General features: G+C 74.9%; 27 protein-coding genes. 15 read left to right on the top strand and 12 right to left on the bottom strand.

The window, feature by feature from the left end; translation table 11 throughout:
• Nucleotides 1-156 precede the first annotated feature (156 nt).
• The 3 genes from AC067J_RS07415 (at nt 157) to AC067J_RS07405 (ending at nt 2,860) form a co-directional block, all read left to right on the top strand.
• Nucleotides 157-1,869 carry a pyruvate dehydrogenase gene (locus AC067J_RS07415; RefSeq protein ID WP_478297374.1) on the top strand — a complete coding sequence of 571 codons (1,713 nt, stop codon included), beginning with the start codon at nt 157-159 and terminating at the stop codon, nt 1,867-1,869.
• 116 nt (nt 1,870-1,985) lie between these two features.
• Complete coding sequence (locus AC067J_RS07410; protein WP_478297004.1) at nt 1,986-2,633, top strand: helix-turn-helix domain-containing protein; 648 nt, start codon at nt 1,986-1,988, stop codon at nt 2,631-2,633.
• A 32-nt stretch (nt 2,634-2,665) separates the two neighbouring features.
• Nucleotides 2,666-2,860: a DUF6126 family protein gene (locus AC067J_RS07405; protein WP_478297003.1), complete on the top strand. Its 195-nt coding sequence runs from the start codon at nt 2,666-2,668 to the stop codon at nt 2,858-2,860.
• Nucleotides 2,861-3,019: 159 nt separating this feature from the next.
• Here the strand turns inward: AC067J_RS07405 and pdxR are convergent, their stop codons facing one another.
• On the bottom strand, nt 3,020-4,804 hold the full coding sequence (pdxR, locus tag AC067J_RS07400; protein ID WP_478297002.1) for a MocR-like pyridoxine biosynthesis transcription factor PdxR: 1,785 nt from the start codon (nt 4,802-4,804) through the stop codon (nt 3,020-3,022).
• On the opposite strand from pdxR, the gene AC067J_RS07395 reads away from it, so the two are divergent.
• On the top strand, nt 4,788-5,696 hold the full coding sequence (locus AC067J_RS07395; protein ID WP_478297001.1) for a TgpA N-terminal domain-containing protein: 909 nt from the start codon (nt 4,788-4,790) through the stop codon (nt 5,694-5,696). The genes pdxR and AC067J_RS07395 overlap by 17 nt on opposite strands.
• Nucleotides 5,697-5,720: 24 nt before the next feature.
• Here AC067J_RS07395 and AC067J_RS07390 read toward each other — a convergent pair whose 3' ends face one another.
• Nucleotides 5,721-6,191: a carboxymuconolactone decarboxylase family protein gene (locus tag AC067J_RS07390; RefSeq protein ID WP_478297000.1), complete on the bottom strand. Its 471-nt coding sequence runs from the start codon at nt 6,189-6,191 to the stop codon at nt 5,721-5,723.
• Nucleotides 6,192-6,289: 98 nt separating this feature from the next.
• Here AC067J_RS07390 and AC067J_RS07385 point away from each other — a divergent pair, with 98 nt between their 5' ends.
• The 4 genes from AC067J_RS07385 (at nt 6,290) to AC067J_RS07370 (ending at nt 9,709) form a co-directional block, all read left to right on the top strand.
• Nucleotides 6,290-7,180: a sigma-70 family RNA polymerase sigma factor gene (locus AC067J_RS07385; protein WP_478296999.1), complete on the top strand. Its 891-nt coding sequence runs from the start codon at nt 6,290-6,292 to the stop codon at nt 7,178-7,180.
• Nucleotides 7,181-7,311: 131 nt separating this feature from the next.
• Nucleotides 7,312-7,674, top strand: a complete 363-nt coding sequence (locus AC067J_RS07380) for a YciI family protein (protein WP_478296998.1) — start codon at nt 7,312-7,314, stop codon at nt 7,672-7,674.
• Nucleotides 7,671-8,921 carry an RNA polymerase sigma factor gene (locus AC067J_RS07375; protein WP_478296997.1) on the top strand — a complete coding sequence of 417 codons (1,251 nt, stop codon included), beginning with the start codon at nt 7,671-7,673 and terminating at the stop codon, nt 8,919-8,921. The genes AC067J_RS07380 and AC067J_RS07375 overlap by 4 nt, the downstream gene beginning before the upstream one ends.
• Nucleotides 8,918-9,709 carry an alpha/beta fold hydrolase gene (locus tag AC067J_RS07370; protein ID WP_478296996.1) on the top strand — a complete coding sequence of 264 codons (792 nt, stop codon included), beginning with the start codon at nt 8,918-8,920 and terminating at the stop codon, nt 9,707-9,709. The genes AC067J_RS07375 and AC067J_RS07370 overlap by 4 nt, the downstream gene beginning before the upstream one ends.
• 7 nt (nt 9,710-9,716) lie before the next feature.
• Here AC067J_RS07370 and AC067J_RS07365 read toward each other — a convergent pair whose 3' ends face one another.
• On the bottom strand, nt 9,717-9,923 hold the full coding sequence (locus AC067J_RS07365) for a DUF397 domain-containing protein (protein WP_478296995.1): 207 nt from the start codon (nt 9,921-9,923) through the stop codon (nt 9,717-9,719).
• Nucleotides 9,907-10,752: a helix-turn-helix domain-containing protein gene (locus AC067J_RS07360; protein WP_478296994.1), complete on the bottom strand. Its 846-nt coding sequence runs from the start codon at nt 10,750-10,752 to the stop codon at nt 9,907-9,909. Before AC067J_RS07360 ends, AC067J_RS07365 begins: the two co-directional genes overlap by 17 nt.
• A 115-nt stretch (nt 10,753-10,867) precedes the next feature.
• On the opposite strand from AC067J_RS07360, the gene AC067J_RS07355 reads away from it, so the two are divergent.
• From AC067J_RS07355 to AC067J_RS07345, 3 genes are read left to right on the top strand one after another with little or no spacing between them, the layout of a single operon-like run.
• On the top strand, nt 10,868-11,236 hold the full coding sequence (locus AC067J_RS07355; protein ID WP_478296993.1) for a hypothetical protein: 369 nt from the start codon (nt 10,868-10,870) through the stop codon (nt 11,234-11,236).
• A 22-nt stretch (nt 11,237-11,258) separates the two neighbouring features.
• On the top strand, nt 11,259-11,498 hold the full coding sequence (locus tag AC067J_RS07350; RefSeq protein ID WP_478296992.1) for a hypothetical protein: 240 nt from the start codon (nt 11,259-11,261) through the stop codon (nt 11,496-11,498).
• Nucleotides 11,495-11,710 (top strand): hypothetical protein, encoded by a 216-nt coding sequence (locus tag AC067J_RS07345; protein WP_478296991.1) that lies wholly within the window; start codon nt 11,495-11,497, stop codon nt 11,708-11,710. Before AC067J_RS07350 ends, AC067J_RS07345 begins: the two co-directional genes overlap by 4 nt.
• Before the next feature lie 154 nt (nt 11,711-11,864).
• On the opposite strand, the gene AC067J_RS07340 is transcribed toward AC067J_RS07345, so the two are convergent.
• The 3 genes from AC067J_RS07340 to AC067J_RS07330 form a co-directional block, all read right to left on the bottom strand.
• Nucleotides 11,865-12,602, bottom strand: a complete 738-nt coding sequence (locus AC067J_RS07340) for a VOC family protein (protein WP_478296990.1) — start codon at nt 12,600-12,602, stop codon at nt 11,865-11,867.
• 132 nt (nt 12,603-12,734) lie between these two features.
• Nucleotides 12,735-13,265: a chloramphenicol phosphotransferase CPT gene (cpt, locus tag AC067J_RS07335; protein ID WP_478296989.1), complete on the bottom strand. Its 531-nt coding sequence runs from the start codon at nt 13,263-13,265 to the stop codon at nt 12,735-12,737.
• A 187-nt stretch (nt 13,266-13,452) separates the two neighbouring features.
• Nucleotides 13,453-15,453, bottom strand: coding sequence for a serine/threonine-protein kinase (locus AC067J_RS07330; protein ID WP_478296988.1), 2,001 nt, complete (start codon nt 15,451-15,453; stop codon nt 13,453-13,455).
• A 258-nt stretch (nt 15,454-15,711) separates the two neighbouring features.
• Here AC067J_RS07330 and AC067J_RS07325 point away from each other — a divergent pair, with 258 nt between their 5' ends.
• Nucleotides 15,712-17,583, top strand: coding sequence for a serine/threonine-protein kinase (locus AC067J_RS07325; protein WP_478296987.1), 1,872 nt, complete (start codon nt 15,712-15,714; stop codon nt 17,581-17,583).
• Between the two features lie 302 nt (nt 17,584-17,885).
• Nucleotides 17,886-18,806 carry a L,D-transpeptidase gene (locus AC067J_RS07320; protein ID WP_478296986.1) on the top strand — a complete coding sequence of 307 codons (921 nt, stop codon included), beginning with the start codon at nt 17,886-17,888 and terminating at the stop codon, nt 18,804-18,806.
• A gap of 174 nt (nt 18,807-18,980) precedes the next feature.
• Here AC067J_RS07320 and AC067J_RS07315 read toward each other — a convergent pair whose 3' ends face one another.
• A complete protein-coding gene (locus tag AC067J_RS07315) occupies nt 18,981-19,799 on the bottom strand; it encodes an NRDE family protein (protein ID WP_478296985.1) in 819 nt (272 codons plus the stop codon).
• Nucleotides 19,800-20,050: 251 nt separating this feature from the next.
• Here AC067J_RS07315 and AC067J_RS07310 point away from each other — a divergent pair, with 251 nt between their 5' ends.
• Nucleotides 20,051-20,536 (top strand): carboxymuconolactone decarboxylase family protein, encoded by a 486-nt coding sequence (locus tag AC067J_RS07310; protein ID WP_478296984.1) that lies wholly within the window; start codon nt 20,051-20,053, stop codon nt 20,534-20,536.
• A gap of 11 nt (nt 20,537-20,547) precedes the next feature.
• A complete protein-coding gene (locus AC067J_RS07305; protein WP_478296983.1) occupies nt 20,548-21,369 on the top strand; it encodes an isocitrate lyase/PEP mutase family protein in 822 nt (273 codons plus the stop codon).
• A 120-nt stretch (nt 21,370-21,489) separates the two neighbouring features.
• On the opposite strand, the gene AC067J_RS07300 is transcribed toward AC067J_RS07305, so the two are convergent.
• The 4 genes from AC067J_RS07300 to AC067J_RS07285 are packed head-to-tail and all read right to left on the bottom strand — an operon-like array spanning nt 21,490 to nt 25,023.
• Nucleotides 21,490-21,756 (bottom strand): hypothetical protein, encoded by a 267-nt coding sequence (locus AC067J_RS07300; protein WP_478296982.1) that lies wholly within the window; start codon nt 21,754-21,756, stop codon nt 21,490-21,492.
• 44 nt (nt 21,757-21,800) lie between these two features.
• Nucleotides 21,801-22,874, bottom strand: a complete 1,074-nt coding sequence (locus AC067J_RS07295; protein ID WP_478296981.1) for a cytochrome P450 family protein — start codon at nt 22,872-22,874, stop codon at nt 21,801-21,803.
• The gene (locus tag AC067J_RS07290) at nt 22,871-24,457 is read right to left on the bottom strand and encodes a cytochrome P450 (RefSeq protein WP_478296980.1); all 1,587 of its coding nucleotides are present in this window, start codon (nt 24,455-24,457) and stop codon (nt 22,871-22,873) included. The genes AC067J_RS07295 and AC067J_RS07290 overlap by 4 nt, the downstream gene beginning before the upstream one ends.
• Nucleotides 24,454-25,023, bottom strand: a complete 570-nt coding sequence (locus AC067J_RS07285) for a GTP-binding protein (protein WP_478297373.1) — start codon at nt 25,021-25,023, stop codon at nt 24,454-24,456. The genes AC067J_RS07290 and AC067J_RS07285 overlap by 4 nt, the downstream gene beginning before the upstream one ends.
• Nucleotides 25,024-25,040 lie beyond the last annotated feature (17 nt).

The raw sequence follows: 25,040 nt of genomic DNA, 5'->3' as shown, positions 1-25,040 counted from the left end.
GGGGCCCGGTGGTGGCCCGGTGGTGGCGAGGCGCCCGGGTTCACCCGTCCGGGCCCGCTCCGGCTGCGGAGCGGGCCCGGACGTCGGACGGTGCTGGTGTCGTGTGGCAGCCGCCGGCCGGTGAAGGAGAGCCCCGTGGTGAGTGTGGCCGAGCAGATGGTGGAGGTGCTCCGGCAGGCCGGGGTCGAGCGGGTCTACGGGGTGGTCGGCGACAGCCTCAACCCGGTGGTGGACGCCATCCGCCGGGCCGAGGGCATCGGCTGGGTGCACGTCCGCAACGAGGAGGCCGGCGCGTTCGCGGCCGCCGCGGAGGCCGAGCTGAGCGGTCGCCTGGCGGTCTGCGCGGGCTCCTGCGGCCCCGGCAACACCCACCTCATCCAGGGCCTCTACGACGCCCAGCGCAGCGGTCTTCCGGTGCTCGCGCTGGCCTCGCACATCCCGTCCGGCCAGATCGGCACCGGCTTCTTCCAGGAGACCCACCCCGAGCGGGTGTTCACCGACTGCAGCAGCTGGTGCGAGACCGTCTCCACCCCCGCCCAGGTGCCCCGGCTGCTGCGGATCGCGGTCCAGCACGCGCTCGGCGCGCGCGGCGTCTCCGTGCTGGCCTTCCCCGGCGACGTGGCCGCGCTCCCCGCCGCCGGGCCGACCGGCACCAGCAGCTTCCTGACCGAGCAGGCCGTCGCCGCGCCGCCGTGGTCCCAGGTGCAGGCCCTCGCCCAGGCGCTCAACGCCGCACGCCGCGTCACCCTGTTCTGCGGCGCGGGCGTACGCGGGGCGCACGCCGAGGTGATGGCGGTCGCGGACGCCCTGCACGCGCCGGTCGGACACTCCCTGCGCGGCAAGGAGTGGATCCAGTACGACAACCCGTACGACGTCGGCATGAGCGGCCTGCTCGGCTACGGCGCCTGCCACGAGGCGCTGCACTCCGCCGACCTCGTCGTCCTGCTCGGCACCGACTTCCCGTACGACTCCTTCCTGCCGCAGGCCCGCACCGTCCAGGTGGACCACGACGCCACCCGGCTCGGCCGCCGCACCCCGCTGGAGCTGGCCGTGCACGGCGACGTCCCGGCCACCCTGCGGGCCGTGCTGCCGCTGCTGGAACAGAAGACCGACCGGGCCTTCCTGGACGACATGCTCGACAAGCACTGCCGCGCCCTGGAGGACGTGGTCGGCGCCTACACCCGGGACATCGGGAAGCACCTGCCGATCCACCCCGAGTACGTGGCCTCGGTCCTGGACGAAGTGGCCGCCGACGACGCGGTGTTCACCGTCGACACCGGCATGAACAACGTCTGGGCCGCTCGCTACCTGCAGCCCAACGGGCGCCGCCGGGTGATCGGCTCCTTCCTGCACGGCTCGATGGCCAACGCGCTGCCGCACGCGATCGGCGCCCAACTGGCCTGCCCGGGGCGGCAGGTGGTGGCGATGGCCGGCGACGGCGGGATCGGGATGCTGCTGGGCGAGCTGCTCACGGTGGCCAAGCACCGGCTGCCGGTGAAGACGGTGGTGTTCAACAACGGCGCACTCGGCATGATCAAGCTGGAGATGCTCGTCTCCGGCTACCCCGAGGCGGAGATCGACAACGGCGACGTCGACTACGCCGGCATCGCCCGGGCGATGGGCATCCCGGCCAAGCGGGTCACCGAACCGGCCCGGGTCCGCGAGGTGCTGGCGGAGGCGCTGGAGCGGCCCGGCCCGGCACTGGTGGACGTGGTCACCGACCCGAACGCGCTCTCCATCCCGCCGCGCATCACCGCCGCCCAGCTGAAGGGCTTCGCGCTGGCGGCCGGGAAGACGGTGCTCTCCGGCGGGGTGGGGCGGATGATCGACCTGGCGCGGTCCAACCTGCGGAACATCCCGCGGCCGTAGCGTCCCGTGGCGGCCCGCCGGGGCCGGCGTCGTCCTGCCTGCGCGAGCGCGCGCGGCGGATTTGCCTCCGGGGCAAATTTCTTGCCTGTACGGCACGTGAGGTGTCCACTGGACACATGAGCACCAGCCCAGCCGGTCCGCCCACCGCCCCCGGCGACCAGTTCGACGACCACGAGGTGCAGGAGGTGGCCGGCCTCGCCACGAGGCTCCGCGAGCACCGGCTCGGCAGCCGCCTCACCCTGGAGGTCGCCGCCGCCCGGGTCGGGCTCTCCCCAGCGTACTTGTCCCGACTGGAGACCGGGAGGCGGCAGCCCTCGCTGCCCGTCCTGCTCGGCCTCGCCCGCGCCTACGGCACCTCCGTCTCCGGCCTGCTCGGCGAGAGCCTCGTCGAACCCGACCCGGTGGTCCGCGGCGGCGCCATCGAACCCGGCCGGGCCGGCGGCTGGGGCTACCGGCGGGCGGGCGCCCCCGGCCGCGCCATGCAGGCGCTGCGCGTCCACGTCCCCCCGGGCGTGCAGGACGCGGTGGTCCGCGTCCACCCCGGGGAGGAGTGGCTGTACGTCCTCCAGGGACGGCTCAGGCTGACCCTCGGCGACCGCGTCCACCTCCTCGCCGAGGGCGACTCCGCCCACTTCGACTCGCTCACCCCGCACTGCATCGCCGCCGACTCGGCGGCCGGGGTCGAGCTGCTCTTCATGCACACCCTGCTGCAGAGCCCCGGCGGCGAACTCTGCCTCGGCGGCGGCCCTGCCCCGCACCACTGACCCGACGTCGGAACACTCGGAGGAGATCTCCCATGGCTGATCCCGCCACCACCGTCCCCGCCGCGCCCACCGCTCCCGCAGCCCCCGCGGCGGCCCCGAAGACCATCGACGCCGGCAAGTGGGCCAACCGCCGCGTCGGCATCCGGCTGGTGATCTACACCGTCGCCACCCACGCCTTCGCCGGCTTCATCCTGCTCCTCTTCGAACTCGGCAACCGGAACAAGTAGCCCGCGGGGGCCGCGCCGACCCCTCGCGGAACCGCCACCGCCGTGCCCGGGACGCCCCCGCCCCGGACGCGGCGGTTCCGGCTCCCGTTCCCGTTCCGGCTCGCTCCCGTGCCGGCTGCGGACCGCCCCGGCCACGACCCCTCCCGCTCCGCCCTCTTCCTACGCCCCCGCCTCGCGCAGCAGGGCGCAGAGCGCGTCCAGGGCGGCCGGGAAGGCGTGCTCGGGCGGGGTGCCGTAGCCGACGACCAGGGCGGGCGGGGCGTCCGGGGCGAGCGACGGGTCGGCGAGGTGCGGGGCGAGGCCCGAGACGACCAGGCCCGCGGCCCGGGCCCGGGTGACCAGCTCCGCCTCCGGCCCGGCGCCGGGCGGCAGTTGCAGGACGGCGTGCAGTCCGGCGGCGATCCCGGTGACCCGGACGTGCGGGGCCCGCTCGGCGAGCGCCGCGACCAGCCGGTCCCGGCGCCGCCGGTAGTGCAGCCGGGAGCGGCGGACGTGCCGGTCGTACCGGCCGGAGGTGATCAGCTCCGCGAGGGTCAGCTGGTCGATCACCGGGGACATGGTGTCCGCCACCCGCTTGAGCCGGGCCACCGGTTCGACCAGCGCGTCGGGCAGCGCCAGCCAGGCCAGCCGCAGGCCCGGCGCCAGGCTCTTGGCGGCCGTCCCGCCGTAGACCACCCGGTCCGGGTCGAGCGCCTGCATCGCGCCGAGCGGCTGCCGGTCGTACCGGAACTCGCCGTCGTAGTCGTCCTCGATCACGTAGCCGTCGTGCTCGCGGGCCCAGCGGACGGCCGCCGCCCGGCGGTCGGGGGCCAGCGCCGCTCCGGTCGGGAACTGGTGCGCGGGGGTCAGCAGCACGGCGCCGGCCGCCGCGGCGGCCGGCCCGGCCAGCAGGTCGGTGCGCGCGCCGCCCCCGTCCAGCGGCAGCGGTACGAGGGCGAGGCCGGCCGCCCGCAGGACCTCGCGCTGCGGCGGCAGCCCGTACGCCTCCACGGCGACGGCCACGGCGCGGGCGCGGCCGGTGCCGTGCCCGCGCGCGGTGCCGCGCTCGCGCAGGGCGGCGGCGAGCAGGCCGAGGCCCTGGCTGAACCCGGCGCAGACCAGCAGCCGGTCCGGGTCGGTGCGCACCCCGCGGACCCGGGCCAGGTAGTCGGTGAGCGCCCGCCGCAGCTCGATCCGGCCCAGCGGCGATCCGTAGTCGAAGACGTCGTGCGGCGCCGTGGCCAGCGCCCGCCGGGCGGCGGCCAGCCAGGCGGTGCGCGGGAACAGCGAGAGGTCCGGCCGCCCGGGCAGCAGGTCGTGCCGCCCGGTGGGCCGGATCCCCGGCGGCAGGGCGGCGGGTCGCCCGGCGGGGCGGGGGGTGGCCCGTTCGGCCACCGTGGTGCCGGACCCCTGCCGCGAGCTGAGCCACCCCTCGGCGGTGAGCTGCCCGTACGCCTCGACGACGGTGTTCCGGGCGATCCCGAGGTCCTCGCCGAGGGCCCGGGAGGACGGCAGCCGGGTGCCGGGCGCCAGCCGACCGTCCTGCACCGCCTCGCGCAGCGCGTCCTCCAGGGCGGCCCGCAGCCCGGCGCCGGCGGCCCGCCGCCCGGTGAGGTCGAGGTGCAGGTCGCCGCCGAAGGCGGTCCAGGACCCGGTCCGCGCGCTGCCCCGGGCGGCGCTCCGGGCGCTCGGGGAGGCGGGGCGGGCGCTCGGGGAGGCGGGTCGGGGGTCGGCCCCGGGCGAGGTCCGGGCGGCGGGTCGGCGGGCGGTCATGCCGGGATTATCGCCGCCCTCCCGCCACCACCGGATGTCCGATACATTGCGCCGGACCGGGACGACCACGGTGGGGGTGGCGAACATGGCGCGCGGGTACGGCAGTTCGGGGAGCGGCCCGAGAGGCGGCGGGCGGCGGCCCGGTGGCGGCGGGGGATGCCTGAACGCCGTCTTCATGCTGATCTTCTTCACGGTGCTGGGCTACCTGCTCGCCCTGCCCGTCCTGATCCCCGCCCTCATGAAGAGCCAGACCCCGCCGCTGCACACCACCCCCGCCCAGGTGGCGCTGCTGGTCGGCGTCGCGTACCTGGTCGCGCTGCTGCTCGATTGGCAGGCCGGCCGGCGCCGCCGCGTCGCGCTCTGGGTGGTGCCGGCCCGGGCGGCCGCCCTGACCGGGCTCTCCGCGCTGGTCGCCTTCCTGGTCGGCGAGTTCCTCGTCCCCCGGGTCTTCGGGGCGGAGGCCGCGACCGGGACCGGGACCGACGCGCCCGCCCTCCAGTGCGTCGTGGTCGGCGCGGTCGCCTGGGCCTGGCGGCTGCGCGTCCGGTCCTGGGCCGGCGGCCCGCCGGAGCGGGAGTGGACCCCGCCGCGCCGCACCGGCGCCCGCACCGGTACCGCTACCCGCACCGTGGCCCGCCCGGAGGCCGGGGAGGTGTGGGTCGCGATGGTGCCGTTCCGCGACCGGGCGGAGGCGGCGCGGCACTACTGCGTGATCCTGCAGGCCCAGCAGGGGTACGCGGAGGTCCTGCAGATCACCAGCAAGGACAAGGACCACCGCGACGACTACATCCGGATGGAGAACGAGGGCTGGAACCGGACCGGCAAGCAGTCCTGGGTCGAGGTCGGGATGGTGCCGCGCCGGGTGCCGTTCGAGAGCTTCCTCTCCGACCACCCGCAGGGCCCGTGCCCGCCGCGGATCTGGCGGGAGATCCAGCGCCGTCAGGCCGCCCTCGGGCCCGGCCGCCCGCCCCGGCAGCGTCCGCCCGGCGGCGCGTCGTCCGGTCCGTCGGGCGGTCGGTCCGGCGGCTCCTCGGGCCCGGGCCGGCGCCGCCCGCCGAACTCGGGGCGCGGGCACCAGTCCTGAGCCCGGCCCCGGACCACCGGCCGGTCAGCTCCAGGTCGCCCCGGCCGGCTCCTGGATCGTCGCGTTGATCCGGTTGAAGAAGTTGGTCAGCCCGACCATCAGGATGATCGCGGAGAGCTGCTCCTCGGTGAAGTGGTCCGCCGCCGCGTCCCAGATCTCGTCCGGCACGGCCTGCCCGGAGCGGTCGGCGATCCGGGTCGCGGCCTCGGTCAGCGCCAGGGCCGCGCGCTCCTCGTCGGTGAAGTACGGGGCCTCCCTCCAGGCGGCGACGGCGTGCAGCCGCTCGTCCGTCTCGCCGGCCTTCTTGGCGCCGGTGACGCCCGCGACCACGCAGGCGCTGCAGCCGTTGATCTGGCTGGCCCGCAGGTGGACGAGCTCCAGGGTGGTGTGCGGAACCCCGCCCTGGTACATCGCCTTGTAGATGCTCTGGATGCCCTTCATGGCGTCCGGCAGGACCATGGCGGGGTTCTTCATCCGGGCGGTGTGGGTGGTCATCTGATGGTCCTCCGGGTCAGGGGGGCCCGCGTGTCCGTCACGCGGACCGGTTAGCGTCCGTCAATGCACTGACGGATCCCGACGCGAGGATGTGACAGATGGGCGGGGACGATTTTCTGGCCGCGCGGTTCGAGGAGCACCGGTCCCACCTGAGGGCCGTGGCCTACCGGATGCTCGGCTCGCTCAGCGAGGCCGAGGACGCCGTGCAGGAGGCCTGGTTCAAGCTGGAGCGGGCCGACACGAGCGGGGTCGCCAACCTGGGCGGCTGGCTGACCACCGTGGTCGGCCGGGTCTGCCTGGACCTGCTGCGCTCGCGGGTGGCCCGGCGCGAGGACCCGATGCAGGACCAGGACGGCCGGGAGGTCCGGCTGCCCGACCCGGTCATCGGCGGGGCGCAGGCCATCGACCCGGAGCACGAGATCCTGATGGCCGACTCGGTCGGCATCGCGCTGATGATCGTGCTGGAGACGCTGTCCCCGGCGGAGCGGCTCGCGTTCGTGCTGCACGACCTGTTCTCGGTGCCGTTCGACGAGATCGCACCCGTCCTCGGCCGCACGTCGGCGTCCACCCGGCAGCTCGCCAGCCGCGCCCGCCGCCGCGTCCAGGGTGCCGCGCCCGCGCCCGACGCCGACCTGGCCCTGCGGCGCGAGGTCGTGGAGGCCTTCCTGAGCGCCGCGCGCGGCGGGGACTTCGACGCGCTGCTCGCGATCCTCGACCCCGAGGTGGTGGCCCGCTCGGACGGCGGTGCGCTGCGGCCCGGCATGGTCCGGCGTGGCGCGACCGAGGTGGCCTCCGGGGCGAGCGTGTTCGCCTCCCGGTTCGCCGGGGAGTCCCGCCTGGTGCTGGTCAACGGCGAGCCCGCCGTCGCCACGTTCGCCGAGGGCCGCCCGGTCTCGCTCGCGGCGTTCACCGTCCGCGGCGGCCGGGTCGTCGCGATGGACATCTTCACCGACCCGGAGCGCCTGGAGCGGCTCGGCCTGACGGCCTGACCGGGCCGACGGGACCCGCTGGAAAGATCTTCCGAGAAAACCTTCCGGCCGATGTAGAGAGCACCGCACCCGTTCCGACCAAGGGGTGAGAGCGCGCCGGAAGGGGCGCGCCGAACAGGAGGACACCCGAGATGAAGTACGTCGCGATGGTCTACGGCAACCAGGCCAAGTGGGACGCGTTCCCGGCCGAGGAGTGGCCGGCCGCGATCGCCAGGCAGGACGCGTTCAACCGGAAGTACCGGGCCACCGGCGAGCTGATCGGCGCCTACGGCCTGGCCGACGCGGCCGCCGCCCAGCTGGTGCGCCGCGAGGACGGCCTCCCGGCCGTCACCGACGGGCCGTACCTGGAGACCAAGGAGTACCTGGCCAGCTTCTACCTGCTGGACTGCGAGAGCCCGGAGCGCGCCCGCGAGATCGCCGCCGACATGCCGTTCGCGGACGTCGACCCGGTCGAGCTGTGGCCGGTCCTGCACGACGCCGCGGCGGACGTGTGAGCGACCCGACCCCGACCGAGGGCCTGCTGCGCGACCTCGCGCCGCAGGCCCTCGGGGCGCTGCTCCGCCGGTACGGGCAAGGCCTCTTCGACGCCTGTGAGGACGCCGTGCAGGAGGCGCTGCTGGCGGCCGCCACCCAGTGGCCGGACGAGGGGGTGCCGGAGAACCCGCGCGGCTGGCTCGTGACCGTGGCCTCGCGGCGGCTGGTGGACGCCGTGCGCAGCGAGTCCGCCCGGCGGCGGCGGGAGGACGCGCTCGCCGTCGCCACCCCGCAGTCCGCGCTGCTCGCCCCGGCGGCGGACGCCTCCCCGCGCTCCGACCGGGACGACTCGCTGGAGCTGCTGTTCCTCTGCTGCCACCCGGACCTCTCGGCGCCCAGCCGGATCGCGCTCACCCTGCGGGCGGTCGGCGGGCTCGGCACCGCGCAGATCGCGGCGGCGTTCCTGGTGCCGGAGGCGACCATGGCGCAGCGGATCAGCCGGGCCAAGCAGACGGTGCGGACGGCCGGGGTGCCCCGGGCCGGGCGGGCCGGGCAGGCCGAGCGGCTCGCCGAGGTCCGCCAGGTGCTCTACCTGATCTTCAACGAGGGCTACACGGCGAGCGGCGGCGACGACCTCACCGCGCCCGAACTCTCCACAGAGGCCGTCCGGCTGGCCCGCCTGCTGCACCGGCTCGTGCCCGACGACGCGGAGACGGCCGGCCTGCTCGCCCTCATGCTGCTCACCGACGCCCGCCGGCCGGCCCGCGTCGGACCGGGCGGGGAGCTGGTGCCGCTCGCCGAGCAGGACCGGACCCTCTGGTCCCGGGAGCTCATCGCCGAGGGCGTCGCCCTGTTGGAACGCACCCTGCCGGGCGGTCGGGTCGGCCCGTACCAGCTCCAGGCCGCCGTCGCGGCCGTCCACGACGAGGCGCCGGACGCGGACGGGACGGACTGGCCGCAGATCCTGGTGCTGTACGACCTGCTGGAGCGGTTCGGCCCGAACCCGTTCGTCACCCTCAACCGGGCGGTGGCGGTGGCGATGGTGCAGGGCCCGGCGGCAGGGCTCGCCTCCCTCGCCGGGCTCGACGCCGACAAGCGGATGGCCCGCCACCACCGCCTCCTCGCCACCCGCGCCCACCTGCTGGAGCTGCTCGGCGACACCGGGGCCGCCGTCGAGGCCTACCGGGCGGCCGCACGGCGGACGACCAGCGCACCGGAGCGCCGCCACCTCACCCACCGCGCCCGCACCCTGGAGGCATCCGCATGACCTGGACCGAACGCGTCGTGATCCGGGACGGCGTCCGTCTCAATTGCCGTGACTGGGGCGGCGACGGCCCGCCCGTCGTGCTTCTGCACGGTCTGGCCGGGCACGTGGGGGAGTGGGACGCGCTGGCCCGACGGCTCAGCACCGGGTGGCGGGTGGTCGCCGTCGACCAGCGCGGGCACGGGGCGAGCGAACGGTGGCCGGCCGACGTCTCACGGGCCGCGTACGTGGCGGACGTCGTGGCTGTCGCGGACGGGCTCGGTCTCCACCGACCGGTCCTGATCGGCCAGTCCTACGGAGGACACGCCGCCATGCTCGCGGCCGCAGCGCACCCGGAACTCGTCGAGGCACTGGTGATGGTCGAGGCCGGTCCGGCCGGATCGGACCCGGACACGGTGGCGGGGATCGTCGGCTGGTTCGCGTCGTGGCCGGTGCCGTTCCCCTCGCGCGAGGCCGCAGCCGGGTTCATCGGGGAAGGGCCGGTCGGCGAGGGCTGGGCGGCGGGGCTGGAGGAACGCGGGGACGGCTGGTGGCCGCGCTTCGACGTCGACGTGATGGCGCGGTCGTTGGAGGAGAACACCCACCGCTCGTGGTGGGAGGAGTGGAACCGGATCACCTGCCGCACGCTGGTGGTGCTCGGCCAGAACGGGATCATCGGGGAGGGGGAGCTGGCGGAGATGCTCCGCCGCCGCCCGGACGCGACAGCCGTGACCATCCCCGCCGCCGGCCACGACCTCCACCTGGAACACCCGGAGGTGCTAGGGGAACTGGTGGACGACTTCCTGCGCTGAGCCGGGGTCAGGCGGCGCCGAACTCGCCGGCGCGGACGGCGGTGACGAAGGACTGCCAGGCGGCGGGGGTGAAGGTGAGGTCGGGCCCGTCGGGGTCCTTGGAGTCCCGCACCCGCCCGGGGACGGCGTCGTCCACCTCGACGCAGGAGCCACCTTCGGCGTTGCTGTAGCTGCTCTTCCGCCACCGGGCGGAGCGGTCATTGCTCTTGAGCATTCTCGTGGTCCTCCGCCGCCGAGAGGATCAGGGCCAGGGACGCCTCCGGCGACAATGCGGCGGCCCGAACGAGATCGTATGACCGCTGGCATCTGGCGACCAACTGGGTATCGTCGATCAGTTGTCCGGCATGCTGGCCCTCGATGTAGACCAGCGGGGGAGCGTCGGCGAAGGTCATCAACGAGAGCATGCCGCTGAGCAGCGCATGCGCTCCCGCCTCATAGGTGACGACCTGAACGATCAAGCGCCGGCGCATGATCAGAGCGGCAATGTGTCGGAGCTGGTCCGCCATGATCCGGCGGCTTCCGACGACGCGACGCAGCAACGCCTCGTCCAGGATGAACCACAACTCCGGTCCGGTTGGGGAACTTACCAGTCGCTGTCGGTCCATCCTTGCGGCGACGAGTTCCGCGAGCTCGTCGTCAGAGAGCAGTGGCTGTCCGCCCAGACACAGTGCTGCCGCATAGTCCGTGGTCTGCAGCAGTCCTGGCACCACACTCCCGGCGTACTCGCAGATCGACACCGCGCGGGACTCGTGCTCGGCGGCTTCTTTGAAGTAGTCGGCGAAACGCGAGTACTCCAACAACTCATGAATGCGCTCAAGCACTCCGCCCGAGCCGAGGATGTCGTCGATGCGCAGCGAGAGATCGATCTGGGGCGCCCGCACGGCATTCTCCAATTGACCGATATACGTACCGGAGACGAATGTCAGCGCGCCCAGCTTCTCCTGGGACATCCTCGGTACGGCAGCTTCACGAAGACGCCGCAGCTCGGAGCCGTAGTACTCCCTGGGCGTCTTCCCGGGCGGCAGGCTGTTTGGGGTGGTCATCGGGGCTCCGCCTCCGAACAATCAACTTGCGGTGACCAATCGGCTTCTCAGCGTAGTCGGACTGCCTGATTCTGGTGAGGGAATCGCAAAAGACCACCGCAACAGGAGCAGCGCCATGTCCTCCAGGCTCAGAAGCATCACCGCCGACGACCGCCGTGAGGCGGCCGAGGCCCTCGGCGACCTCAAGGCGACCCTCGCCGCCGCCGGAACCGCCCTCCCCTCCACGGGGATCGACTGGAACTGCGCCTCCGTCACCGGCGTGGTCCTGATCGACCTCGGGGCCGCGCCGACCTCCGTCGTCCTCAAGCTCGTCGACGTGATCCGCGACGGTGTCCGCGCCCGCCGTGAGCAGAGCGAGCGGAAGTCCTGGCGGCCCACCTCCGGCCTTCCCGTCACCCTCAACGCGGCCGGCGGCGTCCCGCTGGCCGCCGAAGTCGTCGCCGTCACCGGCCGGTTGGTGACCGTCCGTCTCGCCGCCAAGTGATCCCGGAAGCGACCCGCACCCCATGACCAACGAGCCATCGCCCGTCCCCACCACCCCCGCCGGCCCCGTGCGCGGTCAGCTCGTCCACGACCGCCGGACCCGCCGGACCGGCGTCTACATGGACACCGTCGGCGGCCGCCTCTACCTCCGCCCGGTCGGCGGCGGCATCGAGTGGACCACCCGCCCCGAGTACGTCGGCCCCCCGTTGCCCGGCCCCCTGTCGCCCGGCGCCCCACCGGATCCGGGGCGCCGGGCCGGATGAGCCGCCCGCCCCGCGTGCTCCTGATCGCCGCTTCGGCCGCCTCCGTGGCGGCCGGCACGGCGCTCGCCGCGCTCGCCGGCCATTCGGTCCGCCGTCATGGTTCCGGTGCGGCCAACCTGCTCTTCCTCCTGGTCCTCTGCGCGGGCACCGTCCTCGCCAACTCCGCCCTCAGCCGGGCGATCCACCGCCACTGGGCGGCCCGCCGACGCTGACGCCTCCGCGCGAGAAGTCGGCCCGTCCGACTTCTCGCGCAGCCGCCGGGCCCGAAGAGGCATGGCGGGCCCGGCGGCCGGCCGTCCCACGGTGGCGGGCGTGACCACGATCCGCACCGCCATCACGGAACCGGGCCGGCGCCGTCGCTCCGGGTCAGCGCGGGGAGAGCAGGCAGAACTCGTTGCCCTCCGGGTCGACCAGGATCCTCCAGGAGATCGCGGACTGGTCGATCCCCGGGTCGGTGGCGCCCAGGGTGCGCAGTCGGGCTTCCTCCGCTGCCAGGTCCTGACCGAGGTAGGGGGCGACGTCGAGGTGGACGCGGTTCCACCCGCTCTTGGCGTCGGGGGTGCGGACGAACTCCAGGTAGGGGCCCACGCCCTGGGCGGAGCGCAGGGAGGCGTGGTCGTCGGCGACCTCGTGCACCGTCCAGTCCGTCGCCTCGCCCCAGAACCCGGCCACCGCGCGCGGGTCGGCGCAGTCGACCACCACCGCGGCGATCGGCCCGGTGTCCCCGTAGACGGGGCGGGGTTCCAGGACGCAGAACTCGTTGCCCTCCGGGTCGGCCATGACCGTCCAGGGGACGTCGCCCTGGCCCACGTCGGCGAGCGTCGCGCCGAGGTCCTTCAGGCGCGCGACCAACTCCGCCTGGTGGGCGGGGGAGGTGGTGGCCAGGTCGAGGTGCACCCGGTTCTTCACCGTCTTGGGTTCGGGGCGGGTGATGATGTCGATGCAGACGGCCGCGGGGTCGGGGTAGGAGAAGCCGACGGGTTCGAGGTTCGTCACGCCGGGTCCCTCGCTGTCGACACCCCAACCGAGTGCCTCCGCCCAGAACCGTCCGAGTACGGAGTCGTCCTGGGCCTTCATGTTGATCTGCACGAGTCTTGTTGCCATGCGGAAGATCCTAGAAGCTGCCGCGGCCCGGGCCGCCGCAATTTTCGGGGTGGTCCGTCAGGTACCGACCACGGCCGCCCTCGTCGAGACTGTGCAGGTCAGCCGGGTCAGCCGGGTCAGGCGGGTGGCCGGTCACCGGACGTGTGCGGCGATGGTCCTCGCGCACTCCATCGACTCGGCGTGCGCGGTGTCCACCTCCAGGTCGTAGACCACGCCCCGGTGGACCGCATCCGCCTGGGAGACGGCCATCCCGGGGGTCCGGTCGCCTCGTGCCACCTCACGGCCGGCGGCCACCGCACCGTCGCACCGGACGCCGACCCACAGCACCCGCAGTTCGCCCAGGGCCTTCTGCCATCGCCGCTGTGAGTCCGCTCCGCCGAGGAAGACCTCGTCGACGACGACCCGGGCGCCCGCGCGGGCCATCGCGGCGATCCCCTCGATCCAGGCCGCCTCCAGCGTCCGGAACTCCGGCCCGACGATCACCTCGCCGTCCGGAGCGAACTCGATGCCGCCGTCCGCCGTCCGCAGGGAGGCGGGCATCGCGTCGACCAGCGTGTCCGTCCCGAGGGCCAGCCACGGGTCCGGCAGGACCGACTGGAGACACCGTACGATCCCGGACTTCCCCGAGCTGGATCCACCGTTGAGAACGATCACCTGTGTCATCACCGCGCCACCGTAGAGGCGCCGGGGCGACACTCGAAACGGATTTCCGCGCCCCCTGCACCAACTTGCCACCACCCGGCGGCCCCTCCTCGTCGGAGCCCCCGCGCAGGAAGTCGGACCGGCCGACCTCCTGCGCGCGGCAGGGGTCGGAGCACTCCCGCCCCGGTCGGCCACCCCGGTCGGCCGGTCAGGTCGCGGGTGGCTCCTCCGCCGCTTCGGGCGCGGGGTGGTAGGCCGAGGTGGCCAGGTAGGTCAGATCGGTGGGTTCCGTCTCCGTGCCGTCCGCCGCCACCGTCCAGGTCGCGACGAGCAGCCCGAACCGCCAGGTGGCCGGGCCCGTGGTGCGCTCGGCCAGCAGGGCGAGGGCCGCCTCGGGCAGGGGCGGCAACTCGACCGCTCCGGCGGCGGAGGTGCCGGGGACCAGCTCCTCGGCGACCTCGGCGGGGGTGGGGCGGTCGGCCGGGTCGTGCCGCAGGCAGCGCGCGGTCAGGGCGGCCAACCCCGCCGGCAGCCCGGTCAGATCGGGCTCGCCGAACCGGACGCGATCCCTCAGGGTGCGGGAGTCGCCGTCGCCCCACGGGCTGTGTCCGAGGGCGAGCCGGGCGAGCAGGGTGCCGAGCGAGAAGACGTCGCTCGCGGGGGTGAGCTGCTCGTGGTCGTCGAGCTGTTCGGGGGAGGCGTACGCGACGGTGCCGGCGAAGCCCCGGCGCGGGCCGGTCAGCCGCGCGATCTGGGCGACCCCGAAGTCGATGAGGCGCGGGCCGTCCGCCGTGAGCAGGACGTTGCCGGGTTTCAGGTCGAGGTGGACGATGCCCTGCGCGTGGATGTCGACGAGCGCGAGGGCGATTCCCGCGCCCACGCCGCGGACCAGCCGCTCGTCCAGTGGCCCGCCCCGCCGGGTCAGCTCCTCCAGGGAGGGCGCGGCGACGTACGGGACGGCCAGCCACGGCCTCGCGGCATCCGTGTCGGCGGCGACGACCGGCACGGTGAACCGGTCCCGGACGCGTCGGGCGGCCTGCACCTCGTGGGCGAAGGCGGTGCGGTGGGCCGGGACGGCCGCCCGGTCCTCGTGCAGGGTCTTGACGGCGATCAGGATGCCGTCGGCGTCCCGGCAGAGGTGGACCTCGCCGAAGCCGCCCCGGCCGACCGGTTGGAGGACCTCGTACGGGCCGATGGTCGCCGGCCGGGCGCCGGTGCCGGAGGGCTCCGCCCGTGCCGGCGAGCGCCAGCCGCTCAGTGCCCGGGCGCCCGGGTGGAAGACGGTCGGCTGTTCGGGTGCGGCCCCCGGACCGCCCGGGCCCGCGGCGCCGGGCACCCGGACGGCCGGCAGGCCGGTCGCCGACCCGCCGCTCTCCCCGTCGGCGGTCCTGGCCGCCATCAGCCGGTGGAACTCGTCCTTGAGGTGCTCCTCGGAGTCGGGTCCGTACAGCCGCCCGCTGGCCTCCGCGGCCTTCTCGTACATCCTGGCCGCCCGTGCCGGGTCACCGGAGCGGAGCACCTGGTGGGCGGCGGTGCGGAGGGCCTCCAGGCCGCGCTGGCCGTGGTCGTGGCCGAGCGGCAGGTCGCCGGCGAGTTCGGCGTAGAGGCGTCGGGCGACCCCACTGGTCGGGTGGTCCGGGCCGAGTTCGCGCTCGGCGTCCCGCAGCATCCGGGCGAACGTCCGCAGGGCGGCCGCCGTCCGTCCGGCCGCCCGCTGCCAGTCGCCGACGTTGCACAGCAGGTCCAGCGCGGACTCGGTGCGGCCGGCCTGCTCGGCCGCGGCGTGCAGTTCGGTGTAGAGCGCGATGGCGCGCTCGTGGTCTCCGGCCCGGCCGTGCCAGTGGGCGGTCTGGTGCCTGGCCAGTTCGGTGTCGGGGTGCTGCGGGCCCTGGGCGCGTTCGCGGTCCGCCGCCAGTCGCTCGTACAGGGCGGCCGCCGCCTCCGGGGCGCCGGACTCTCCGGTCCAGTGGGCGGCCTGATGGCGCATCTGCAGCGTGAACGGATCGTCCGGGCCGGGCGTCCGCGAGGCGTCCAGGGCCGCCTTGCGGTACTCGCGTGCCGCTTTGCCGGGCCGGCCGGCGCGTCCGGACCGCTCGGCGAGGAGGGCGCGGACCAGGAGCGGTGCGGGCACCCGGCCGCCGGACGGGTCCGACCGGTCGTCGCCCCCGGGGTCCGGTCCGCCGCGCCGACGTCCGATCTTCCATGCCACTGCGCCACCCCCTGGGTTTCACCGTCCGGCGGGCGGGCGGATGCCTCAACCACCTTGCCCCGCCGTGAGGTTACGCCGACCATGGTGGTGCCGCAGGCCTTCGTGCCGGTCGGCCCGCCGAGTTGGGGTGCGGAGTGCTCCGGCGCTGCTCAACACCCTTGCCGCAGCGGGGCGGGAGGGCCGACCGGGTGTTCGAGGAGGCATGACAGACTGTTCGCCTGCCGACCCGTCCGGTCGGATCGGACGGAGGGGCGAGGCATGAGTGGTCGGGGGACCGTGCTCGGTGGGCGCTACACGCTGACCGCGCGGATCGGCGGCGGGGGGATGGGCGCCGTCTGGCGGGCCGACGATTCGGTGCTCGGGCGGCAGGTCGCGGTGAAGATCCTCCACGCGGCGCTGCTGGAGGACGGCACCTTCGCCCAGCGCTTCCGCCGCGAGGCCCAACTGCTCGCCGCCCTCAGCCACCCCGGCATCGTGGACGTGCACGACTACGGCGAGGAGGGCCCCGACGAGGACGGCGAGCGTGCCGCCTACATCGTCATGGAGCTGATCGACGGCCGGCCGCTGGACAAGGTGCTCGCCGAGGACGGGCCGTTGGCGCCGGACCGCGCACTCGGCCTGCTCGCCGCCGCCCTGGACGCCCTGCACGCGGCGCACCGGCGGGACATCGTGCACCGCGACGTGAAGCCGTCCAACCTGATGCTCCGGGCCGACGACCGGGTGACGGTCACCGACTTCGGCATCGCCCGCGCGATGGCCGGCACCAGGCTCACCGCTTCGCACGCGGTGATCGGCACCGCCCTCTACATGGCGCCCGAGCAGGCCGAGGGCAAGGCGATCACGCCCGCCGCGGACCTCTACTCGATCGGCGTGGTCTGCTGGGAACTGCTCACCGGCAAGCCGCCGTTCACGGGCGAGAGCATGCTGGAGGTGGCGCTCAAGCACCTCCGGGAGCCGGTGCCGGAGCTGCCGGAGTCCTTCCCGGCGGCGGTCCGGGCGTTCGTCGCGACGGCGCTCGCCAAGCAGCCCGGGGACCGCTTCGCCGACGCCGCCGCGATGGCCGCCGCCGCCCGTGCGGCGGTGGCCCCGGGCGGGGCGGCGGTCCCTGCGGCGCCGGCCACACCCGCGGCTCCACCTGCGGAACCTGCGGCTCCTGCGGCGCCCGCCGAACCGGCGGCCGAGGTCGGCAAGGTCGAACCCCGGGCGACCACGGAACCCGTCCGCCGCACCCGGCGGCGCGGCTTCCTGGTGCCGGTCGTGCTCCCGGTGGTGATCTCGGTGGGGACGGCCACCGTGCTGCTCATCGACAAGGCGCCGTTCACCTCGGAGGCGCAGACGCCGGACGCGGCGCCGTCCGCCGTGGTGACCGTCACCGCGACCGCCCCGGCCGCGCCGCTCCCGGGCGCCGCCTCGCCCACGACCGCGCCGCCCGCGAGCGCCTCGCCCACGACCGCGTCACCCGGCAGCGCGCTGCCCGCCACCCCGCCGGGGGCCGGCGCGTCGGCGACCACCCCGCCGTCCGCCGCCCCGACCAAGGCGGCCACCGGCACGGCCCAGACCACCGCACCGCAGAAGCCGACGGCCGCCACCGCACCGCAGCCCGGTGCCCCGGCGCCCGCCGACCCGCCCGCGCTCCCGGCTCCCTCCGCCCCGCCGACCATTCCGCAGCCGTCGGCTCCCGCCGCCGGCCAGTCGTCCCAGGCCGCCCCGCCCCCGGCCGCCGCTCCCGCCGCCGGCTGCGGCGGCACGAACTGGGGCTACATCACCAACGTCGGCGACGGCCTGCGGGTCGGTCTCTCCCAGGACGGCCTGGCGGGCGGCCAGGCCGTGGTGATGGGCGGTGCGACCGCCTACGGCTGGGTGCACACCGTCCCGAGCAGCTGGCACCAGTTCAACCCGTGCAAGCTGAGCGCCCCGCCGCTGGTGCAGGAGATGGACGGCAAGGTCATCCTCTCCAACGGCTTCAGCTTCCTGACCAACTGGACGGTCACCGCCGCGACCACCCCCGGCGCCTTCTACCTGAAGGACTACATGGGCCAGAACTGCCTCACCGACAACGGCGCGGGCGCCCAGCTCACCATGACGGTCTGCACTCCGGGCAACAAGGCGCAGGAGTACCGGATCCCGTAGCCGGCTGCTCACCGGGATCTCCGCCGGCCCGACTCCAGGACCGTCGGCCGGCCCTTCCGGCCAGGGCCCGGGGCATGTCGTGGTGCGGCGGTCGTGGAGTGGTCCGGTGGCTCTTCGAGAGGGGTTCCCGGAGCGCGGCCGGACCCACCGGACCACCGTGGCGGGGGTGTTGCCGGCCCCGCACTCTGTTGTGACAGAACCAGGACACCTGGTATGGCACTCTGACGATGCGGGCACAAACCGCCCAGGCAGCGGCTCGTACGACCGCCTGTACACGCACGTCACGGGGGAGCTGGAAACAAGTGGGCAAGACACGTATAGCGATGGTCGCGGCAACCGCAGCCGGCATGCTGGCTCTCGCCGCGTGCGGGGGCCAGTCCTCGCCGGAGAACAACACCGCGGCCGCCGCCTCCGGTGCTCCCAGTGCACCCGCCAGTGCACCGGCCACCCCCGGGACGACCGCGCCGACCACCCCCGGGACGACCGCGCCGACCACCCCCGAGGCACCCGCGCCGACCACCCCGGCCGAGCAGCCGTCGGCCACCCCCGTGGCACCCGCGCCGACCACCCCGGCCGCCGGGCCGTCGAGCGCCCCCGCTCCGCAGACGCCGAGCGCCCCGTCGGCCAAGCCCACGGCCAAGCCCACGGCCAAGCCCGTCGTGCCGGCTGCCGACTCCTCGGCGAGCGCCAAGCCGTCGGCGAGCGCCAAGCCCTCGGCCGCTGCCTCCGCCAAGCCGTCCGCCTCCGCCAAGCCCACCGCCTCCGCCAAGCCGTCCGCCCCGGCGACCGGTACCCCGAGCCCGGCGGCGCCCACGACCGGCGCCGCGAAGCCGCCGGCCACGGACGGCAAGTACGACCCGCGCTGCATGACGGGCCGCGCGATGTGCATCGACAAGACCACCAGCACCCTGACCTGGATCATCGACGGTGTCCCGCAGTACTCCTTCGAGGTCCGCTTCGGCTCGGCGGAACTGCCCACCCGTGAGGGTGCGTTCAGCGTGAACTCCAAGTCGAGGAACCACGTCTCCACGCTGTACGGCACCTCGATGCCGTACGCGATGTTCTTCAGTGGTGGTCAGGCCGTGCACTACTCCCCGGACTTCGCCGCCCGTGGCTACAGCGGCGCCTCGCACGGCTGTGTCAACGTCCGGAACAAGGCGCTCATCGGGAAGCTGTTCGACGAGTCCCGGGTCGGCGACAAGGTCATCGTGCACCGTTCCTGACCGAAGTCCCGACCGAGCAGCCGGTCCCCGTACGGGACACGGCAGTGGCCGCCCAGGGTTTCCCGGGCGGCCACGCGGTTTTCACGGTCCTCCGGCCGGAGCCGTGGACTACCGATCCGCACGGTGCTCGCCGTGCGACCCGCTGACCTCCTGCCGACTGCTCGACCCGGTCGACTACGGTGTCGCGCTCCCCACCGCGGTGCCCGCGGTGTCAGCCCCCACCTGCCGCCAGCCGCCGTCGCCCTCGACCGGCGCCGGGCCGAAGTCGTACCGCACCCCGCCCGGCCCGAAGGCGAGCAGGGATATCGACGACGAGCCCCAGATCCGGCCGTCGCCGAACTCGCGCCGCTGCACCAGCGCCGCCGGGTCGTCCAGGGGCAGCCCGTCGCCCGCGACGATCGGCAGCCACCCGCCCCACGCCTCCCCCGTCGGCGCGGCGCCGGGAAGCGGCTGCGGGCGGGCGGTCGCCTCGAAGCGGGCGCGGAAGCGGGCGGCCCGGGCGGCCATCAGCGAGCGGATCCGCTCGGAGGCGGTCCGGTTCTCCGCCAGCCCCTCCGGGCCGTCGTTGAGGACGACGCTCAGCCCGGTGGGCAGCTCCAGCTCCGCGAGCCGGCCGCCGGGGCCGCCCCAGCTCAGGACGCGCGCGCCGCCGGCCCGCGCGACCACCAGGTGGAACGGGTCGTACCGGTCGAGGTCCAGCCGGTCGATCCGGCCGCCGCGGACGGCGAGCAGTGGCAGTCCGCCGCGGGACTGCCGGGCCTGCGCAGGAGCCGGGGTGCCGAAGCCGTTCAGCAGGCAGGCCGCCACCGGGCCCTCGCCCGGTCCGCCGGGACCGACCGCCAGCCAGGTGCCGCCCGCGACCAGGTCGAGCCCGCCGACCGCGGAGGGCTGCGCGGGCCAGTGCCGGCCGGGCGGGGACCACCGCCGTCCGGCGTACTCGTCCCGCACCGAGAGCAGCAGTACCGGTACCGCCGCCGACGGCTCGATGCTCACGAACGCCGTACACACGTCCTGTCCCCCTGACCTCGTCCGTACCGGACGGCGCCGGGAACGCACCGGTACCGCCCTCACCGCGATCCTCGCACGGCCGTTCGTTTTCGGGGAGGCGGCCCGAGGCGGCCCGGGCCGCCTCGGGCCGGCCCGAGGCAGCAGCGCAAGCGCCCGGGCATCCCGCGAAGTGGCCCATGATTCCTCGACGCGAACGCACCAGTTGCGCAGGCCACCGCGCCCCTAGGCTGACAGGCATGACGACGACGAACGAGACCTCGGCCGACACCCCCGTCCCCGCCCCCGCGCAGCGGATCTCCCTCCCCGACCTGGCACCCGACTTCTACAAGGCGATGTTCGCGGTGGAGCGCGCCGCCCGGCAGGGCGTGGACCCGGTCCTCGCCGAACTGGTCAAGGTGCACGCCTCGATGATCAACGGGTGCGCGTTCTGCATCGACATGCACTCCACCGACGCGCTGAAGAACGGCGAGCGGGACCACCGGCTGCTCTCCCTCCCGGCCTGGCGCGAGACCCCCTGGTTCACCGCCCGGGAGCGGGCCGCGCTCGCGCTGACCGAGTCGGTCACGCTGCTCACCGAGGGCCACGTGCCGGACGCCGTCTACCAGGAGGCCGCCGCGCAGTTCGAGCCGGCCGAGCTGGCGCAGCTGATCGCCCTGATCATCACCATCAACTCCTGGAACCGGATCGGGGTCACCTCCCGGCTCAGCCCGGCCGCGAAGTAGGGTCCGGGAGCATGACAGCACAGCAGCAAGCCAAGGCCCGCCTGCTCCGCGAACTCCACCGCCCCGGTGAGCCGTTGGTGCTCGCCAACGTCTGGGACGCGGCGAGCGCCCGACTGGTCGCCGCCGCCGGGGCGCGGGCGGTGGCGACGGCCAGCGCGAGCGTCAGCTGGACGCTCGGCAGCGCGGACGGGGACGCCGCCGACCGGGACGAGGTGCTGGCCCAGACCGCGCTGATCGTCCGCGCGGTCGGCCTGCCGGTCACCGCCGACCTGGAGAGCGGCTTCGCGGAGACGGCCGCCGGGGTGGGCGAGACCGCCGGGGCCCTGCTCGCCACCGGTGCGGTCGGGGTGAACCTGGAGGACGGCCCGCGGCCCGCCGCCGAGGCGGCCGAGCGCATCGCGGCGGCCCGCGCGGCGGCGGACGCGGCCGGCGTGGACCTCTTCGTCAACGGCCGGACCGACGTCTTCCTGCTCGGCCTCGGCGATCCGGAGGGCCGGCTGGACGAGGCGGTCACCCGGCTGCGCGCCTACGTCGAGGCCGGTGCGGACGGGGTGTTCGTGCCCGGTGTGGCCGACCCGGAGGTGATCGCCGCGCTGGTGCGGGCCGTCCCGGCGCCGCTCAACGTGCTGGCCGGGCCGGGCTCGCCGTCCGTGCCGGAGCTCGCGCGGCTGGGCGTGGCCCGGGTCAGCCTGGGGCCGGGCCTGGCCCGGGCGGCGTACGCGGCGGTGCGCCGCGCCGCCGAGGAGGTGTACGCGGACGGCACGTACACCGCGCTCGACGGCGGGCTGGGTTACCAGGAGCTGCAGGAACTGAGCGCCCCCGACGGCGGGTGAGCCCTGGTCAGGACCGCCCGGGGCCGCCGGCGGGCGCGTCGGGGCGCCCTCCGACGGCCCCGGGTCCTGAGCCGGGGCCGGGCCCGTGGTCCGGGCCCGCGGCACATCCGCCGACGGGTGTCACAGGCCGTGGCCGATCTGGCCGCTGAGGCCGGGGTGGGTCATCTGGTTGGTGCCGACGGCCTCGACCTCGGTGGCGGCCTTCCCGACCAGGGGCAGGTCCTTCGCCTGGTGGATGACGAGGTCGGCGGGGGAGAGGGTGAGTCCCTCGGAGAGTCCGCCGAGCGCGTCCGGCGAGGTCGCCGTGGAGGTGGCGGCGGAGGCGGCCGGGACGGCGGCGGCGAGGCCGGCCATGGTGAGGGCGGCCAGGGTGGCGAGTTTCTTCATGGAACCCCCAACGACCCGGCCGCCCCGCGGTCACTTCCGGACGGTCAGGCGGTCACCCGCAGCGTCCGCACGCTGTTGCTGACGAACGACCCGATCGGCTCCGGCACCGGCCCCGGCGCGAGCGCCAGCGCGGGGTACCGCTCGAACAGGAACCGCAGCGCCGTCTCCGCCTCCATCCGGGCGAGCCCGGAGCCGAGGCAGAAGTGCGGGCCGTGGCCGAACGACAGGTGCCGGTTCGGCTGCCGGGTGAGGTCGAAGCGGTCGGCGTCCTCGTAGTGCCCGGAGTCCCGCCCGGCGGCCGCGTACGAGGCGAGCAGCGCGTCGCCGCGCCGGATCACCGCGTCGCCGACCGGGATGTCCTCGACCGCGTACCGGAGCGGGAACTGGCCGACCGGCGAGTCGTGGCGCAGCGTCTCCTCCACCACCGCCGACCAGGACGCCGTGCCGTTCCGCACCAGCTCCAGCTGCTCGGGGTGGGCGAGCAGGGCCCGGACGGCGTTGGTGATCAGGTTGAGCGTGGTCTCGTGGCCGGCCACCAGCATCAGCAGCAGGGTGCCGACCAGTTCCTGCTCGCTGAGCCGGTCGGTGTCCTCGCGCGCGGCGATCAGGTCGGTGGTGAGGTCGTCGCCCGGCTCGGCCCGCTTGGCGGCGACCACCGAGGCGAGCAGGGCGAACAGCGACTGCTGGGCGGCGATCGCGGCCTCGGGGGTGGCCGAGCTGGAGACCAGGGTGTCGGAGAGCTCGTGCAGTTCGTCCTGCTGCTTGGGCGGCAGGCCGAGGAGCTCGCCGATCACCTGCATGGGCAGCGGGTACGCGAAGTGCTCGCGCAGGTCGAACTCGCCCTCCAGGTCGGCTATTCGGTCGAGCAGTGCGACCGTGCGGGCCTCGATGGCGGGCTGCAGCGCGGCGATCCGGCGCGGGGTGAACGCCTGGGTGACCAGGCCGCGCAGCCGCCGGTGGTCGTCGCCGTCGGCGGTGATCATGCCGGGGACGGTGACGAAGTTGGTCAGCGGCCATCCGGCGGGCAGGCGGCCCTCCCGGAACACCGTCCAGAGCTGCGGGTTCTTGCCGACGCGCGGGTCGGCGAGCAGCTCCTGGAGGGTGTCGTGGTGGGTCACTGCCCAGACCACCACCCCGCCAGGGAGCTCCACCAGGACCGCCGGGCCGGCTTCCCGGAGCCGGGCGTTCTCCCCGTGCTGGTCCCGTCCGAAGGGGTCGAGCCGGACGGGCTCGGGCCGGCCTGCGTCGGGCTGCCCGGCGTCGGGCCGGCGGGGTTCGGGGCTGCCTGCGTCGGGCTGCCCGGCGTCGGACTCCCCCCGGAGGGGGACGGCTCCGTGGCCGGGGCGGTCGTGCTCGGCGGCTGCGGCGGTGTCCATGCGGCGGGCCTCTCGGGGGCTGGCGGTCGGGGCGGGGTGAAGGCGCTGTAGAGCACCGGCAGGCTGACCAGGGCGCGCGACCACGGCGACGGACGCCAGGCCAGCTCGCCCGGCGGCACGGCCAGTTGGAGGTCCGGCAGACGGTGCAGCAGGGTCTCGACGGCGGTCTCGACGATGATCCGGGCGGGCTGCTGGGCCGGGCAGACGTGCCGGCCGGCGCCCCACGCGAGGTGGGCCCGGTTGCCGCCGAGCGCGCCGTGCCCGACGCCGCCGGTGCCCTGGGCGGCCGGGTCGGCGTTGGCCGCGGCGAGGCCGAGGACGAGCATGTCGCCCCGGCTGATGTACTGGCCGCCGAGGACGGTGTCCCCGGTGGCCCACCGGCCGGGGAAGTTCTGCGTCGGCGGGTCGCGCCAGAGCACCTCCTCCAGCGCGTCCGAGACGGTCAGCCGTCCGCCGGTGAGGGTGGCCCGGAACCGGCGGTCGGTCAGCAGCAGCCGAAGCGTGTTGCCGGTCCAGCAGATGGTGGTCTCGTTGCCGGCGACCATCATCACCACCAGGTGGTGCACCGCCTCCTCGTCGGTCAGCGCGGCCGGGTGGGCCAGCAGCCAGGAGGTCAGGTCGGCGCCGGGCGTGGCCCGCCGGCGGCGGACCAGGTCGACCAGGATCGCCTGGAACTCGGTGTTGGCGCGCACCGACTCGGCGCCGCTGTCGGCGATGTGGCTGATCAGCTGGATCAGGTGCTGCCCGGTGTCGGCGGGCAGGCCGAGCAGCTGGGTGAAGACCAGCAGCGGCAGGCGGCGCGCGTACTGGGCGACCAGGTCGGCGGTGCCGTCCGGGCCCCAGCTGTCGATCAGCGCGTCGGCGGCCGTCTCGGTGGTCTCGCGCAGCTGCCGGTGGTCGATCTGGGCGAGCGTGTCGGCGACGGCGGCGCGCAGCCGTTGGTGCTCGGCGCCGTCCAGGTTGAGCAGGGTGGGGCGCCAGGCGGTCATCGGCTGGAGCCGCGAGTCGGCGGCCAGCCGGCCCTCGGCGGGGACCCGCCAGCGGCGCGAGTCCTTGGAGAACAGCGCCTCGTTGCGGGTGAGTTCGAGCAGCTCGGGGTAGCCGAGGACGAGCCAGGCCTCGACCCCCGGCTCCAGCTCGATCGGCGCCACCGGTCCGTACTGGGCGCGCAGCCGGGAGTACAGGCCGTGCGGGTCGTCGGCGACGGCGGTGCCGTACAGCGGGGTGAGCGGCACGCCGACGGGCAGCCCGCCGGGCAGCGCGCCGCCCGCGTGCGCCGGGCAGCCGGGCGGCGGGAGCGCGGTGCCGGGCTCGGGAGTCGTCATCGCTGGAGCTCCAGTACGGCCGTGGAGTGCAGGTGGTCGACGAAGTCGATCAGCAGGTCGTACGAGGCCCGCCGGTCCCGTGCGTCGCAGTAGAGGATCGGCGCCTCGGGCAGCAGGTCCAGCGCCGACCGCAGCTCCTCCTCCGGGTAGCTCGGAGTGTCCGGGAAGGTGTTGACGGCCACCGCGAACGGGATCCGCTGCTCCTCCAGCCGGCCGAGCACGTCGAAGCTCTCGTCCGGGCGGCGCAGGTCGACCATGGCGATGGCGCCGAGCGCGCCGCGCGACAGGTCGTCCCAGAGCGGCCAGAACCGCTGCTGGCCCGGTGTGCCGAAGAGGTAGAGGGCGAGCCGGGGGTTGAGCGTGATCCGGCCGAAGTCCAGCGCGACCGTGGTGGTGGTCTTCCCGCTGTGCCCGGTGAGGTCGTCGACGCCGCTGCTGGCGGCGGTCATGGTCTCCTCGGTGCGCAGCGGGGCGATCTCGCTGAGCGAGCCGACCAGCGTGGTCTTGCCGACCCCGAACGGGCCGGTGACGAGGATCTTGACCGCGCCCTGGACGGACGACGGCAGGTACTTGGGCTCGGCGG

The organism is Kitasatospora sp. NPDC042419 (assembly GCF_056437345.1).
This window is presented reverse-complemented; position numbering and strand designations above follow the sequence as displayed.

Coding starts and splice junctions, on each gene's coding strand:
- AC067J_RS07345 (WP_478296991.1), top strand. CDS start 11,495: ATGAGCCGCCCGCCCCGCGTGCTCCTGATCGCCGCTTCGGCCGCCTCC.
- AC067J_RS07305 (WP_478296983.1), top strand. CDS start 20,548: ATGACAGCACAGCAGCAAGCCAAGGCCCGCCTGCTCCGCGAACTCCAC.
- AC067J_RS07380 (WP_478296998.1), top strand. CDS start 7,312: ATGAAGTACGTCGCGATGGTCTACGGCAACCAGGCCAAGTGGGACGCG.
- AC067J_RS07325 (WP_478296987.1), top strand. CDS start 15,712: ATGAGTGGTCGGGGGACCGTGCTCGGTGGGCGCTACACGCTGACCGCG.
- AC067J_RS07415 (WP_478297374.1), top strand. CDS start 157: ATGGTGGAGGTGCTCCGGCAGGCCGGGGTCGAGCGGGTCTACGGGGTG.
- AC067J_RS07385 (WP_478296999.1), top strand. CDS start 6,290: ATGGGCGGGGACGATTTTCTGGCCGCGCGGTTCGAGGAGCACCGGTCC.
- cpt (WP_478296989.1), bottom strand. CDS start 13,265: ATGACACAGGTGATCGTTCTCAACGGTGGATCCAGCTCGGGGAAGTCC.
- AC067J_RS07340 (WP_478296990.1), bottom strand. CDS start 12,602: ATGGCAACAAGACTCGTGCAGATCAACATGAAGGCCCAGGACGACTCC.
- AC067J_RS07300 (WP_478296982.1), bottom strand. CDS start 21,756: ATGAAGAAACTCGCCACCCTGGCCGCCCTCACCATGGCCGGCCTCGCC.
- AC067J_RS07355 (WP_478296993.1), top strand. CDS start 10,868: ATGTCCTCCAGGCTCAGAAGCATCACCGCCGACGACCGCCGTGAGGCG.
- AC067J_RS07365 (WP_478296995.1), bottom strand. CDS start 9,923: ATGCTCAAGAGCAATGACCGCTCCGCCCGGTGGCGGAAGAGCAGCTAC.
- AC067J_RS07405 (WP_478297003.1), top strand. CDS start 2,666: ATGGCTGATCCCGCCACCACCGTCCCCGCCGCGCCCACCGCTCCCGCA.
- AC067J_RS07310 (WP_478296984.1), top strand. CDS start 20,051: ATGACGACGACGAACGAGACCTCGGCCGACACCCCCGTCCCCGCCCCC.
- AC067J_RS07360 (WP_478296994.1), bottom strand. CDS start 10,752: ATGACCACCCCAAACAGCCTGCCGCCCGGGAAGACGCCCAGGGAGTAC.
- AC067J_RS07350 (WP_478296992.1), top strand. CDS start 11,259: ATGACCAACGAGCCATCGCCCGTCCCCACCACCCCCGCCGGCCCCGTG.
- AC067J_RS07290 (WP_478296980.1), bottom strand. CDS start 24,457: ATGACGACTCCCGAGCCCGGCACCGCGCTCCCGCCGCCCGGCTGCCCG.
- AC067J_RS07410 (WP_478297004.1), top strand. CDS start 1,986: ATGAGCACCAGCCCAGCCGGTCCGCCCACCGCCCCCGGCGACCAGTTC.
- AC067J_RS07395 (WP_478297001.1), top strand. CDS start 4,788: ATGCTGATCTTCTTCACGGTGCTGGGCTACCTGCTCGCCCTGCCCGTC.
- AC067J_RS07370 (WP_478296996.1), top strand. CDS start 8,918: ATGACCTGGACCGAACGCGTCGTGATCCGGGACGGCGTCCGTCTCAAT.
- AC067J_RS07390 (WP_478297000.1), bottom strand. CDS start 6,191: ATGACCACCCACACCGCCCGGATGAAGAACCCCGCCATGGTCCTGCCG.